Origin of the sequence: Corynebacterium uterequi, assembly GCF_001021065.1 — a bacterium.
Lineage (GTDB): Bacteria > Actinomycetota > Actinomycetes > Mycobacteriales > Mycobacteriaceae > Corynebacterium > Corynebacterium uterequi.
In genome coordinates, this window is record NZ_CP011546.1 from 1,917,414 (window position 1) to 1,931,353 (window position 13,940).

Genomic DNA, 13,940 nt, shown 5'->3' on the forward strand with positions numbered 1-13,940 from the left:
GGCTCTAGCCCTCGATTCCGCTCATCGTCTGCCAGATCGTCTCCACCGTGGGGTGACGCAGCTCGTCGACGATGCGCCCGTCGGCCAGGAAAATGACGCGATCGGCGTAGGATGCCGCCCTCGGGTCGTGGGTAACGATGACGACGGTTTGGTTGTCTTCCTCCACCGCGGTGCGCAGAATGCGCAGGACCTCGGTGGAAGAGTTGGAGTCGAGGTTGCCCGTCGGCTCGTCGCCGAAGATGATGTCCGGCCGGCTCACTAGCGCGCGGGCGCAGGCGACGCGCTGCTGCTGCCCACCCGATAGCTCCGCCGGCCGGTGGCGCAGCCGATTCGCAAGCCCCAGCCGGGTGGTGACCTCCGCGAACCACTCCTTATCAACCCGCCGCCCGGCGATGTCGCTGGGCAGCGTGATGTTCTCCGCCGCGGTGAGGGTGGGCACGAGGTTGAAGGATTGGAAGATGAATCCCACCCGGTCCCGCCGCAGGGCGGTGAGTTGAGAATCGCGCATCCCCGTCAACCGGGCTTCGCCGATGTATGCCTCGCCCGACGTCGCCGAGTCCAGCCCCGCCATGGTGTGCATGAGCGTCGACTTTCCGGAGCCGGACGGTCCCATGATGGCGGTAAATTCGTGGGCGAAGAAGTCCACGGACACCCCGTCGAGCGCCGTCACCGCCGTGTCGCCTTTGCCGTAGCGCTTGACCAGGTTACGGGCCCGGGCGGCGGCCCGCTTCCCCTCAGACTGGGACAATTCCATGAATGCGGATGCCTTCCTAAATAGAGGTATTTCCGGGTTCTAACCTAGCGTGCTCGGCTCCCGGCTGGACGGGCGGCCGCATCCGCCCCCGAACCCAAACATTCATCTTTCATTAATCTTGGCGCGAACTGTGAGCAACCCGTGCGCCTTAGTTTTCCATACGTGACTGTCCGCACCTCACCTAGCGACGCGAACGCCAAGAAACTGGCTAATCGCGCACAGCGGTCACGCCGAAATGAGTGGCTGCTTGCCGCCCTGCTGCTGGCACCCAACCTCATTCTGCTGGCCATCTTCACCTACCGTCCACTCTTCGACAACTTCCGGTTGTCCTTCTACAACTGGAATATTTCCTCTCCGACGTCGACGTTCATCGGTTTCCGGAACTACATCGAGTTCTTCACCCGACCGGATACTGGCACCATCCTGCTTAACACCGTGCTGTTTACCGGCTTCGCGGTGCTGGGCTCGATGGTCCTCGGCCTCCTGTTGGCGATGCTGCTCGACCAAGCCCTCCTCGGCCGAAACATCGTCCGCTCCACCGTCTTCGCCCCGTTCGTCATCTCCGGCGCGGCGATTGGCGTGGCCTTCCAATTCGTCTTCGACCCGAACTTCGGCCTCGTCCAGGACCTCCTGACCCGCATTGGCGTCGAGTCCCCGCAGTTCTACCAGGATCGCTGGTGGTCCCTGTTCATGGTGACCTTCACCTTCGTCTGGAAGAACCTTGGCTATGCCTTCGTCATCTACCTGGCAGCGCTGCAGGGCCTCAACAAGGACCTCGCTGAGGCGGCGGCCGTCGACGGCGCGTCGACGTGGACTCGCTTCTGGCGCGTCACCCTCCCCCAGTTGCGATCCACCACCTTCTTCCTTTCGATCACGATCACCCTCAACTCGGTGCAGGTGTTCGACATCATCCACACCATGACCCGTGGCGGCCCGCTCGGAAACTCCACGACGACGCTGGTCTACCAGGTCTACACGGAGACCTTCACCAACTACCGGGCAGGCTACGGCGCCACCGTGGCCACCATTTTGTTCCTCATCCTGCTCGCCATCACGGTGATCCAGGTCCGCTACATGGATAAGGAGAACAAGCGATGAGTACCGACCGCAGTGTTGTCGTGAAAATCCTCGGCTACGTCGGCATGATTCTCACCCTCCTTTTCGTGGGCGTGCCGCTGCTGTGGATCGTCCTGACCAGCTTCAAGACCCAGGGCGAGATCTACACCCAGCCGGTCCAGTGGCTGCCGGACACCTTCACCTTCGCGAACTACCAGCAGGTCTTCCGCGACGTTCCCTTCGGCAAGTACTTCGCCAACTCGATCATCATCACCGTGGTGCTGTGCACCATCAAGATCGTGCTCGGCGTCATCTCTGCGTACGCGCTGGCCATCCTGCGCTTCCCGGGACGTGATCTGATCTTCATGATTATCATCGCCACCCTCATGGTGCCTGCCGAGGTCACGGTCATTTCCAACTACGCGATCGTCTCCCAGATGGGCTGGCGTGACACCTACGTCGGCGTCATCCTGCCACTGGCCGGCATCGCCTTCGGCACCTTCCTCATGCGCAACCACTTCATGTCCATCCCCAATGAGCTCATCGAAGCCGCTCGCATGGACCACTGCGGCCACTTCCAGCTGCTGTGGAAGGTCCTGCTGCCCATCTCTATGCCCACGCTGGTCGCGTTCTCCATGATCACCATCGTCAACGAGTGGAACCAGTACCTCTGGCCGTTGCTCATTGCCGAGACGTCCAACACCGCGCCGCTGCCCATCGGTCTGACGATGCTGCAGAACAACGAAGGTGTGTCCAACTGGGGCCCCGTCATGGCCGCCACGATCATGACGATGCTGCCGATCCTCGTCCTCTTCCTTGCTCTCCAGCAGTACATGATCAAGGGCCTCATCTCGGGCGCCGTCAAGGGCTAGCCCACCTTAAACGAAAGGAACAATTCCCATGTCTCAGAAGATCGTCCTGTCTCGCCGCCAGCTCCTCGCCGCCTTCGGCCTCGCCGGCGCCACCGCTACCCTGACTGCCTGCGCCGGCACCGGCGGAGCGCCCTCCGGCAAGGGTGCTGAGGGCAACCCCGGCGAGATCGTGTGGTGGTCCAACCACCCGGCTTCCTCCCGCGACGTCGAGGTGGAGCTCATCAAGCGCTTCGAGGCGGAGAACCCCGACCTCAAGGTCAAGCTCGTCGACGCGGGCAAGGACTACCAGGAAGTCTCCCAGAAGTTCAACGCGGCCCTGACCGGCACGGACCTGCCCGACCTCGTCGTCCTGTCCGACACCGAATGGTTCAACTTCGCCCTCAACGGCCAGACCTCGGAAATCGGCGAGCTGGCCAAGCGCAACAGCATCGACCTGTCCTCCTACGTCGAGTCCCTCTACAACGACTACGAGCACAACGGCGGCCACTACGGACTGCCGTACGCCCGTTCGACCGTCCTCTTCTACTACAACAAGGACAAGTTCGCCGAGGCCGGCCTGCCCGACCGCGCGCCTGAGTCCTGGGAAGAGTTCACCGAGTGGGCCCCGAAGCTGCAGAAGGTCATGGGCTCCGGTCACGCCCTCGGTTGGGCCCCGGCCACCGGCTACCTGTCCTGGACTTTCTCTGGCCCGATGTGGTCCCTCGGCGGGCAGTACTCCGACGGCTGGGAGTCCCGCATGACCTCCCCGGAGACCGTCAAGACCGTCGAGTGGCTCAAGTCCACCGTTGACGATGGCTGGGCCACCGTCTCCACCGACGTCACCAACGAGTTCGCCACCGGCCTCATCGGCGCCGCCATCCAGTCCACCGGCGACCTTTCCTCCGTGCTCGACACCGCTAAGTTCAACGTCGGCGTCGCCATGATGCCGAACCCGACCGGTGAGGGCGCCTGCCCGACCGGTGGCGCTGGCCTCGGCATCCCCGCCGGCATCTCCGAGGAGCGCAAGGACAACGCCATCAAGTTCATCGACTTCATCACCAACGCGAAGAACACCGGCTACTGGTCCCGCGAGACCGGCTACGTTCCGGTGCGCACCACCGCCGCCGAGGACCCGGAGCACGCCGCCTTCCTCAAGGACAACCCCGAGTTCCAGGTCGCCGTCGACCAGCTGCCGCATACCCGAGTGCAGGACCCGTTCCGCGTGCTCATCCCGAACGGCGACCGCATCATCGGCGACCAGCTTGAGCAGGTCATGCTCGTCGGCACCGCCCCGGCCGACGCCCTCAAGGCCGCCGAGGACCAGCTCGTCACGATCTACAAGCGCGACATCGAGCCGCTTCTCTAACCGACCGGTCGCCCGCAGAAAGGACCCAGCTTCTCATGGCTTCCATCGTTTTCGAGGGTGTCACCCGCGAATACACCCCGGGCGCACGCCCGGCCGTCGACAACCTCAACCTTGAGATCGCCGACGGTGAATTCCTCGTCCTCGTTGGCCCGTCGGGCTGCGGCAAGTCGACGTCGTTGCGCATGCTCGCCGGCCTCGAACCTATCAACCGCGGCCGCCTGCTCATCGACGGCAACGACGCCACCGAGCTGCGGCCTCAGGACCGCAACGTCGCCATGGTCTTCCAGTCCTACGCCCTGTACCCCAACATGAGCGTCCGGGAGAACATGAGCTTCGCGCTCAAGAACCAGAAGGTCGACAAGGACGAGATCACCCGGCGCGTCGCCGAGGCGTCGCGCATCCTGCAGCTCGACGAGTACCTGGACCGCAAGCCCGCCGCCCTCTCCGGCGGCCAGCGCCAGCGTGTGGCCATGGGCCGCGCCATCGTCCGCGACGCAGACATCTTCTGCATGGACGAGCCGCTGTCCAACCTCGACGCCAAGCTGCGCGTCTCCACCCGCGCAGAGATCTCCGCCCTTCAGCGTCGCCTCGGCGTCACCACGGTCTACGTCACCCACGACCAGGTCGAGGCCATGACCATGGGCGACCGGGTCGCCGTGCTGCTCGCCGGCGTTCTCCAGCAGGTCGACACTCCGCAGGCGCTCTACGATCGCCCCGCCAACGTCTTCGTCGCCTCCTTCATCGGCTCCCCCTCCATGAACCTCCTGGAGGGCGTGCTCGACCACGGCACCATCCGCCTCGGCGTCGGCGAGCCGATCCACCTCTCCGAGGAATCCGTCCGCGTCATTAAGGCCAACGGCGGCAAGCAGGACGACCACGTTGTCGTTGGCGCCCGCCCGGAGAACATGTACATCACCTCCGAAGGCGAGCAGGGAGCCGTGCTCGGCGAGATTTCGCACATCGACGAGCTCGGCGCGGACTCGATGGTCTACCTCAAGGCCAGCAACGTCAAGAACCCGAACTCCGACGTCATGGGCCACGGCATCCCCGACGATATGCGCGTCCAGGTGACCCCGGCCTCGGCGGAAGACAAGGCAGAGATCGGCATCCGCCTGGAGCGCCACCACGGCTTCCAGGTGGGCGACACGATGTACGTCGCCGCCGCCCCCAAGGATCTGCACGTCTTCAACGGCGTCACCGGCGAGCGCCTTAACCAGTAGCCGACTGGTAGCCGGCTGGTAGCCGGCCGGTAGTGTCAGCCGGCGCACCGAACCGAGCATCCCCACGCGGGGTGCTCGGTTTCTTATTGTGGCAGGTTTCCTAGGGTGGGAGGCATGCGTTTATGGAGTCTGTCCCCTGCCGTCCTCGACCGCGTGGGGCTCGTTGCGTGCTGGCGCGAAGGGCTGCTCGCGCAAAAGGTCCTCCTCGGCGCCACCAAGGGCTACCGCAACCACCCGCAGCTCCACCGATTCCGCGAGCTGGTAGATCCGCTCACCGGCATAGGAGCGTTTCTTTCGGTGGTGCAGGACGACGCCACCCGGCGGGGCTACTCCTTCGACCGCAGCAAGATCCACCGGCCCCTGCTCGAAGGCGGCGTCGTGCCGGTACTGATGACGCTGACCCGGGGCCAGCTGGAATACGAGCTCGACCACCTCCGAGCCAAGGTGCGCGAGCGCGCCCCGGAGTGGGAGGCCGAGCTCGCGCTGGAACCGCACCCGATCTTCGAACTGATCGACGGCCCTATCGAGGACTGGGAGAGAGTCCGCTAGTCCAGCACGATGCCTTCCCGCAGCCCGGCAGTGGTCCCGCACAAAGGCCGGCGACTCTGCGCGTTAAGAGGTCCCAGCCTTGGTCGCCGAATTCTGTGTGGTGTAGTGGTGATCGGAAACTTTTAACATGATGCAGCCTGGCAGCGACTCTAGAAAAGTAGCCTTCTGGGAGGGGCCTCAGAGCACACGAAGGACGATGCACGGCATAGTCGTTCGACTGTACAGTGTCGGGCAGCTCGGGAGCGTCGGATCCATAAATCGGTGTTCATAGTGGCTACACGTGTAGCCGGTAGGTTTCGCCTTTCGCTGTCACCGCAAGGTCGCTGCTGCAGACTTCGGCGGTGTCGGTGAGTCTGAAGGGCGATTCACGTCCCGCTGGACCCCAGAATCGGACCTCCAACACGAGTCGGTGAGCTTCGCCGGCAGTCCGGCACGTTGCTGGAAGCGTCGCTGTTCTGCCGGCTATGCCGGGCATAGTCGTTCACAGGAATCACCCAGCAGATAGAGGCGCCGGCGGTTCCATAAATCGGTGTTCATAGTGGATACACGTGTAGCCGGGTTTCGCCCTTCGCTGTCACCGCTAGGACGCTGCTGCAGAATTCAGCGGTGTCGGTGAACCTGAAGGGCGAAACGCCCCACCCGACTCCGGTGCCAGTCCCCCGCACGGGCTCGTCGGCGTCGCTGACAGTCCGGGACGTTGCTAGAAGCGCCGCTGCACTGCCGACTATGCCCGGCATAGTCGTTCACAGGAAGCGCACAGCGTCGGGGAGCCAGGAACCACCGGATCCATAAAGCGGTGTTCATAGTGGCTACACGTGTAGCCACCCAGAGCAACCCCCAAAACCAATGCCGCCCGCAACAACCCCCACACACGCAAACAAAAAGGTGGTGGGTAACACCAACCCCCCAACCCCCACACGGGGAGCCACGAGGGCTGGTATCACCCACCACCAATCATGAAGTTAAAGTATCGGCAGCAACCTACTCTCCCACACCCTCCCGAGTGCAGTACCATCAGCACGAATGAGCTTAGCTTCCGGGTTCGAAAAGGGGACCGGGCGTTTCCTCACCGTCATCAACCACCGACACAACCACCAACACAACACACAACCACCCAACGGTGGCCTGGTGCCGTGCCAGACACTGCATAACGAACGCGACACAACTAATTTTTCTGCTTGCTGCTTATAGTGCAACACTCTCTGCTTGCGGCAAACACATCATGTTTATAGTCGGTCAATTAGTACCAGTCGCCTCAACACCTCACAATGCTTACAACCCTGGCCTATCAACCCCATCATCACTAGGGAACCTCAAAAGAAACCTCATCTCAAAACAGGCTTCCCGCTTAGATGCTTTCAGCGGTTATCCCTCCCGTACGTAGCCAACCAGCCCTACCCAAGGCAAGATAACTGGCACACCAGAGGTACGTCCATCCCGGTCCTCTCGTACTAGGGACAGCCTTCTTCAAGTTTCCACGCGCGCGGCGGATAGAGACCGAACTGTCTCACGACGTTCTGAACCCAGCTCGCGTGCCGCTTTAATGGGCGAACAGCCCAACCCTTGGGACCTACTCCAGCCCCAGGATGCGACGAGCCGACATCGAGGTGCCAAACCATCCCGTCGATATGGACTCTTGGGGAAGATCAGCCTGTTATCCCCGGGGTACCTTTTATCCGTTGAGCGACACCACATCCACAAGTAGGTGCCGGATCACTAGTCCCGACTTTCGTCCCTGCTCGAGCCGTCACTCTCACAGTCAAGCTCCCTTGTGCACTTACACTCACCACCTGATTACCAACCAAGCTGAGGAAACCTTTGGGCGCCTCCGTTACCATTTAGGAGGCAACCGCCCCAGTTAAACTACCCACCAGGCACTGTCCCCAACCCAGATCATGGGCCAAGGTTAAGGTATCCAATCCGACCAGAGTGGTATTTCAACAACGACTCCACCACCACTAGCGTGACAGCTTCACAGTCTCCCACCTATCCTACACAAACCGAACCAAACACCAATACCAAGCTATAGTAAAGGTCCCGGGGTCTTTTCGTCCTGCCGCGCGAAACGAGCATCTTTACTCGTACTGCAATTTCACCGGGCCTGTGGTTGAGACAGCAGGGAAGTCGTTACGCCATTCGTGCAGGTCGGAACTTACCCGACAAGGAATTTCGCTACCTTAGGATGGTTATAGTTACCACCGCCGTTTACTGGGGCTTAAATTCTCAGCTTCGCACACCAAAGTGCACTAACCGGTCCTCTTAACCTTCCAGCACCGGGCAGGCGTCAGTCCGTATACATCAACTTACACGTCTTCGCACAGACCTATGTTTTTGATAAACAGTCGCTTCCCTCTATCCACTGCGACCACCACCAGCTTTCACCAGCAGTGGCACCCCTTCTCCCGAAGTTACGGGGCTAATTTGCCGAGTTCCTTAACCACAGTTCACCCGACCGCCTTAGTATTCTCTACCTGACCACCTGTGTCGGTTTAGGGTACGGGCCGTACACACACATCGCTAGAGGCTTTTCTCGACAGCACTAGATCACCACCATCACCCCAAAGGGGCTACGCATCACGCCTCAGTCAACACGCGGTGCGGATTTCACCAACACCACAACCTCGAACGCTTACACCAGAAACCAACACCTGGCGCGGCTACCACACTGCGTCACCCCATCACTTGACTACTACCAGCTCAGGCCCCACCCCTCACACACACCCGAAGTATCCGAAGACACTCAGGATAGTGTTCAGGGTGGTTAGTATCACCGATTCATCATTGGTCGCGCATATACGGGTACCAGAATATCAACTGGTTATCCATCGACTACGCCTGTCGGCCTCGCCTTAGGCCCCGACTCACCCTGGGAAGACGAACTTGACCCAGGAACCCTTAGTCATCCGGCGGTAAGGATTCTCACCTTACACTCGTTACTCATGCCTGCATTCTCACTCGCACACACTCCACACCACCTCACAGTAATGCTTCACACACGTGCACGACGCTCCCCTACCCAACCAACCAACGTTGGTTGCCGTGGCTTCGGCGGTGTACTTGAGCCCCACTACATTGTCGGCGCACAACCACTCGACCAGTGAGCTATTACGCACTCTTTCAAGGATGGCTGCTTCTAAGCCAACCTCCTGGCTGTCATCGCGATCACACATCCTTTTCCACTTAGTACACCCTTAGGGGCCTTAGCCGACGATCTGGGCTGTTTCCCTCTCGACTATGAAGCTTATCCCCCACAGTCTCACTGCCATGCTACACTTCACCGGCATTCGGAGTTTGGCTGACATCACTAAGATTGTAGTCCCGCTCAACCAACCAGTAGCTCTACCTCCGGCAAGCACACACAACGCTGCACCTAAATGCATTTCGGGGAGAACCAGCTATCACGGAGTTTGATTAGCCTTTCACCCCTACCCACAACTCATCCCCTCAGTTTTCAACCTAAGTGGGTTCGCGCCTCCACAACCTCTTACAGCTGCTTCACACTGGCCATGGGTAGATCACCCCGCTTCGGGTCCAGAACATGCCACTACAACACCCAATTAGGATTCGCTTTCGCTACGACTACCCCACACGGGTTAACCTCGCGACATGCCGCTGACTCGCAGGCTCATTCTTCAAAAGGCACGCCATCGCCCCACACAAGCAAGGCTCTGACGGATTGTAAACACACGGTTTCAGGAACTATTTCACTCCCCTCCCGGGGTACTTTTCACCATTCCCTCACGGTACTACATCCACTATCGGTCATGTCAAGTATTTAGGCTTACCGGGTGGTCCCGGCAGATTCACAGCAGATTCCACGAGCCCACTGCTACTCGGGGACATGCACAACAGCATGATAACGATGCAACCATGTACGGGACTCATCACCCTCTACGGCAGGCCACTCCAGACCACTTCCACTCACATCGCACACACCGCGCAGCGTCAGGTAGCCGCCACACGCACACACCCCACAACAACACACACGCAACCCCTACCCAGGTATCACACGCACATGCTTTAGCCTCATCCACGTTCGCTCGCCACTACTAGCAGAATCATTATTATTTTCTCTTCCTACGGGTACTGAGATGTTTCACTTCCCCGCGTCACCCCCAACCAGACTATACATTCACCTGGCGGTTACACACCACAACGCGTGCAGGGTTACCCCATTCGGACATCCTCGGATCAACGCTTAGTTGCCAACTCCCCAAGGCTTAACGCAGACTCACACGTCCTTCATCGGCTCAACATGCCCAGGCATCCACCGTGTGCCCATAAACGAACAAACACAACACACACACAAGCAAAAAACACTAAGAACAAACAGAAAAAATTGCCCACCCCCACATGCACACACACATGAGGGCGAAAAAAATATCGCGTCCACTATACAGTTCTCACACAACACCACACCCCAGACAACAACCACCACACACAACGTACGCGATGACCGCCAGCCTAAGATGCTAAAAGGAACAACAGTGCTGTCCCAGACACCCAACAATGCACCAACCACTTAAAAAAACTTTTCACTGCCACCACCCACCAGGGTGAAAAGCCACCAACCATGACTCGTCACGTGTCTTCACACGCCAAAAAATAACAACCAGGCCAGCGCGGCACCACCACCAATAGTGACACCATCAACCAACCCCCTGCCCCCCAGGCACCCAACCAGGCAACCTTCAGGGGCGAGAAAAAAATTAACTAAACTCCTTAGAAAGGAGGTGATCCAGCCGCACCTTCCGGTACGGCTACCTTGTTACGACTTCGTCCCAATCGCCGATCCCACCTTCGACCACTCCCCCCACCAAACGGTGGTTAGGCCATGGGCTTCGGGTGTTACCAACTTTCATGACGTGACGGGCGGTGTGTACAAGGCCCGGGAACGTATTCACCGCAGCATTGCTGATCTACGATTACTAGCGACTCCGACTTCATGGGGTCGAGTTGCAGACCCCAATCCGAACTACGACCGGCTTTACGCGATTAGCTCCACCTCACGATATCGCAACGCAGTGTACCGACCATTGTAGCATGTGTGAAGCCCTGGACATAAGGGGCATGATGATTTGACGTCATCCCCACCTTCCTCCGAGTTAACCCCGGCAGTCTCTCATGAGTCCCCACCATCACGTGCTGGCAACATAAGACAAGGGTTGCGCTCGTTGCGGGACTTAACCCAACATCTCACGACACGAGCTGACGACAACCATGCACCACCTGTACACCAGCCACAAAGGGAAAACACATCTCTGCGCCGATCCAGTGCATGTCAAGCCCAGGTAAGGTTCTTCGCGTTGCATCGAATTAATCCACATGCTCCGCCGCTTGTGCGGGCCCCCGTCAATTCCTTTGAGTTTTAGCCTTGCGGCCGTACTCCCCAGGCGGGGCGCTTAATGCGTTAGCTACGGCACAAAAATCGTGAAAAGATCCTCACACCTAGCGCCCACCGTTTACAGCATGGACTACCCGGGTATCTAATCCGGTTCGCTACCCATGCTTTCGCTCCTCAGCGTCAGTAACTGCCCAGAGACCTGCCTTCGCCATCGGTGTTCCTCCTGATATCTGCGCATTTCACCGCTACACCAGGAATTCCAGTCTCCCCTACAGCACTCAAGTATTGCCCGTATCACATGCACGACCATGGTTAAGCCACAGAATTTCACACGTGACGCGACAAACCACCTACGAGCTCTTTACGCCCAGTAATTCCGGACAACGCTCGCACCCTACGTATTACCGCGGCTGCTGGCACGTAGTTAGCCGGTGCTTCTTCTCCAGGTACCGTCACCCCAAAAGGCTTCGTCCCTAGCGAAAGGAGTTTACAACCCGAAGGCCGTCATCCCCCACGCGGCGTCGCTGCATCAGGCTTGCGCCCATTGTGCAATATTCCCCACTGCTGCCTCCCGTAGGAGTCTGGGCCGTATCTCAGTCCCAATGTGGCCGTACACCCTCTCAGGCCGGCTACCCGTCGACGCCTTGGTAGGCCATTACCCCACCAACAAGCTGATAGGCCGCGAGCTCATCTTGCACCAAAAAACATCTTTCCACCACACCCAACAGCATGGTCCTATCCGGTATTAGACCCAGTTTCCCAAGCTTATCCCGAAGTACAAGGCAGATCACTCACGTGTTACTCACCCGTTCGCCACTCGAGCACCCTGCAAGCAGGGCCTTTCCGTTCGACTTGCATGTGTTAAGCACGCCGCCAGCGTTCATCCTGAGCCAGGATCAAACTCTCCACAAAAAACAATCATGTTTCAAGGCGAAAGAGCCCAAACACTGACAAAAAATCCAAAAAATTACATGAACAAAAAACAACCACTGATTACATCACGCAGCCAGGCACATCCGACGAGGAAAAACCACCACAACCACGCAACAACCAACCCCCACCACAACAAAGCAGCAAAGGGAAGGCAACAATCACCAGCCATCAATCACCCACGCACAACACCCCACCCCCGCCAACAGCAGGGAACCAAGGTGCCGGGCACACGCAACCACAACCAGCAACCATCACCCACACCACCAACCCACAACAGGCCAGTGATACTGGACAGTGACAACAAAAAAATTCAAGTAGTTGACACACTATTGAGTTCTCACACAACACACGCCACCCACACAACCAACCCGCAACAGGCCAGCCACCCAAGCAGCAAGAAGACACCCTAGCAACAACCCCACACAGAAGTCAAAACCAGACCATCCCCACCACCGAAACCAACCAGCAACAACCAGCAGCCCCGGCGACTCCCAAGAATCTACACACACCCCACCAACAACACAAAACCCCAGGCCAGAAGGTGTCTATCCTCCTTCTGACCTGAGGTGTGCAACGTCGGCGAGCCGTCGTTGCCTAGTCTTCAGCAGCCAGGCGTTCCACCTTTGCACCCAGTCGGTTGAGGTTTTCGATGAAGTGCGGGTAGCCCCGGTCAATGTGGTAGACGTCGTGGACCACGGTCTCGCCGTCGGCGACGAGGCCGGCGAGCACGAGACCGGCACCCGCCCGGATGTCGGAACTCCACACGTCGGTGGAGGACAGCTGCTCGATCCCCCGGAGAACCACATGGTGGCCGTCGACTGAGGCGTCGGCGCCGAGGCGTAGCAACTCGTCGACGAAGCGGAATCGGGACTCGAAGACGTTCTCCGTAATGATGGAGGTGCCTTCCGCGATGGTGGAAATGCCGATGGCCATGGGTTGAAGGTCCGTCGGGAAGCCGGGGAAGGGCAGTGTCTGGTAGTCCACGGCGGTGGGGCGTCGATCCATGCGCACGCGGAAGCCTAGTTCGTAGGTTTCGACGTCGGCGCCGGCAAGCTTTAGTTTCTGCAGCGGCAGGTGCAGATGGCGCGGAGCAATACCCGTCACGGTGACGTCGCCTCGCGTCATAGCAGCGGCATACGCCCATGTGCCGGCGACGATCCGGTCCCCGACTACTTCGTGTTCGGTGGGGCGCAGCGACGACACACCGTCGATGGTGAGCGTTGACGTCCCGGCGCCTTGGATTCTTGCCCCCATAGAGACGAGCATCTCGCACAGGTCAACGATCTCCGGCTCGCGGGCCGCATTGTCCAGAACTGTGCGACCCTCGGCCAGCACCGAAGCGGTGAGGATGTTCTCCGTCGCACCCACGGACGGGAAGTCGAGCTTGATGTGGGCGCCGCGCAGGGCTTGTGCCTCCGCAACGACGGCCCCGTGGCGGATACGCGTCGTCGCGCCGAGCTTCTCCAGGCCCGACTGGTGCATATCCAAAGGCCGGGAACCAATGGCGTCTCCACCAGGAAGGGCCACGACCGCACGACCACATCTGGCGGTCAGCGGCCCGAGCACCGCCACGGAGGCGCGGAACTGCCGGACCGCGTCGAAGTCAGCGTCGGGCTTGACCACCGCGGGGGTGGTGATGTGGACGGTCTGGCCTTCGATGTCGACCTCGCAGCCCAGGCCCTGAAGGACGTTCATCATGAGGGGAACGTCGAGGATTTCGGGACAGTTATGCAGAGTGGTGGTGCCTTCGGCGAGCAGGGCCGCCGCCATGAGCTTCAGGACACTATTCTTGGCGCCGTCCACTTTGACCATGCCGCTGAGCCGCGCGCCGCCAGTTACACGAAATCTTTCCTTCACGAGGCCCAGC

At 59.7% G+C, this 13,940-nt stretch carries 8 protein-coding genes and 3 rRNA genes; 6 read left to right on the top strand and 5 right to left on the bottom strand.

The genetic code is table 11. The annotated features are described in order from the left end of the window. Positions 1 to 4 precede the first annotated feature (4 nt). Positions 5 to 754: an ABC transporter ATP-binding protein gene (locus CUTER_RS08890; RefSeq protein ID WP_047260120.1), complete on the bottom strand. Its 750-nt coding sequence runs from the start codon at positions 752 to 754 to the stop codon at positions 5 to 7. A gap of 204 nt (positions 755 to 958) precedes the next feature. Between CUTER_RS08890 and CUTER_RS08895 the strand changes: the two genes are divergently transcribed. From CUTER_RS08895 to CUTER_RS08915, 5 genes are all read left to right on the top strand, one after another. Further along, positions 959 to 1,852, top strand: a complete 894-nt coding sequence (locus CUTER_RS08895) for a carbohydrate ABC transporter permease (RefSeq protein WP_047260740.1) — start codon at positions 959 to 961, stop codon at positions 1,850 to 1,852. Next, positions 1,849 to 2,682 (top strand): carbohydrate ABC transporter permease, encoded by an 834-nt coding sequence (locus tag CUTER_RS08900; RefSeq protein WP_047260121.1) that lies wholly within the window; start codon positions 1,849 to 1,851, stop codon positions 2,680 to 2,682. Before CUTER_RS08895 ends, CUTER_RS08900 begins: the two co-directional genes overlap by 4 nt. Positions 2,683 to 2,710: 28 nt before the next feature. Then, positions 2,711 to 4,027 (top strand): ABC transporter substrate-binding protein, encoded by a 1,317-nt coding sequence (locus CUTER_RS08905; RefSeq protein WP_047260122.1) that lies wholly within the window; start codon positions 2,711 to 2,713, stop codon positions 4,025 to 4,027. A 35-nt stretch (positions 4,028 to 4,062) separates the two neighbouring features. Continuing rightward, a complete protein-coding gene (locus CUTER_RS08910) occupies positions 4,063 to 5,247 on the top strand; it encodes an ABC transporter ATP-binding protein (protein ID WP_047260123.1) in 1,185 nt (394 codons plus the stop codon). Between the two features lie 114 nt (positions 5,248 to 5,361). Next, a complete protein-coding gene (locus CUTER_RS08915; protein ID WP_047260124.1) occupies positions 5,362 to 5,796 on the top strand; it encodes a pyrimidine dimer DNA glycosylase/endonuclease V in 435 nt (144 codons plus the stop codon). 968 nt (positions 5,797 to 6,764) lie between these two features. On the opposite strand, the gene rrf is transcribed toward CUTER_RS08915, so the two are convergent. The 3 genes from rrf to CUTER_RS08930 all read right to left on the bottom strand — a co-directional run bounded on the left by rrf (position 6,765) and on the right by CUTER_RS08930 (position 12,052). After that, a 5S ribosomal RNA gene (gene rrf, locus CUTER_RS08920) occupies positions 6,765 to 6,883 on the bottom strand. Positions 6,884 to 7,018: 135 nt separating this feature from the next. Next, positions 7,019 to 10,082: ribosomal RNA gene (locus CUTER_RS08925) — 23S ribosomal RNA — on the bottom strand. 440 nt (positions 10,083 to 10,522) lie between these two features. Next, positions 10,523 to 12,052, bottom strand: a 16S ribosomal RNA gene (locus CUTER_RS08930). The 16S, 23S and 5S rRNA genes sit together here, the layout of an rRNA operon. 8 nt (positions 12,053 to 12,060) lie before the next feature. Here CUTER_RS08930 and CUTER_RS11645 point away from each other — a divergent pair. After that, positions 12,061 to 12,483 carry a hypothetical protein gene (locus CUTER_RS11645; protein ID WP_144412264.1) on the top strand — a complete coding sequence of 141 codons (423 nt, stop codon included), beginning with the start codon at positions 12,061 to 12,063 and terminating at the stop codon, positions 12,481 to 12,483. Positions 12,484 to 12,667: 184 nt separating this feature from the next. Here CUTER_RS11645 and murA read toward each other — a convergent pair whose 3' ends face one another. Beyond that, on the bottom strand, positions 12,668 to 13,930 hold the full coding sequence (gene murA, locus CUTER_RS08935) for a UDP-N-acetylglucosamine 1-carboxyvinyltransferase (protein ID WP_047260125.1): 1,263 nt from the start codon (positions 13,928 to 13,930) through the stop codon (positions 12,668 to 12,670). Positions 13,931 to 13,940: the final 10 nt, after the last annotated feature.

What these genes read in the sequence shown, in the direction of transcription:
- CUTER_RS08890 (WP_047260120.1), bottom strand. Translation starts at nt 754, where the DNA reads ATGGAATTGTCCCAGTCTGAGGGGAAGCGGGCCGCCGCCCGGGCCCGT.
- CUTER_RS08915 (WP_047260124.1), top strand. Translation starts at nt 5,362, where the DNA reads ATGCGTTTATGGAGTCTGTCCCCTGCCGTCCTCGACCGCGTGGGGCTC.
- CUTER_RS08910 (WP_047260123.1), top strand. Translation starts at nt 4,063, where the DNA reads ATGGCTTCCATCGTTTTCGAGGGTGTCACCCGCGAATACACCCCGGGC.
- CUTER_RS08900 (WP_047260121.1), top strand. Translation starts at nt 1,849, where the DNA reads ATGAGTACCGACCGCAGTGTTGTCGTGAAAATCCTCGGCTACGTCGGC.
- CUTER_RS08905 (WP_047260122.1), top strand. Translation starts at nt 2,711, where the DNA reads ATGTCTCAGAAGATCGTCCTGTCTCGCCGCCAGCTCCTCGCCGCCTTC.
- CUTER_RS11645 (WP_144412264.1), top strand. Translation starts at nt 12,061, where the DNA reads ATGTTTCAAGGCGAAAGAGCCCAAACACTGACAAAAAATCCAAAAAAT.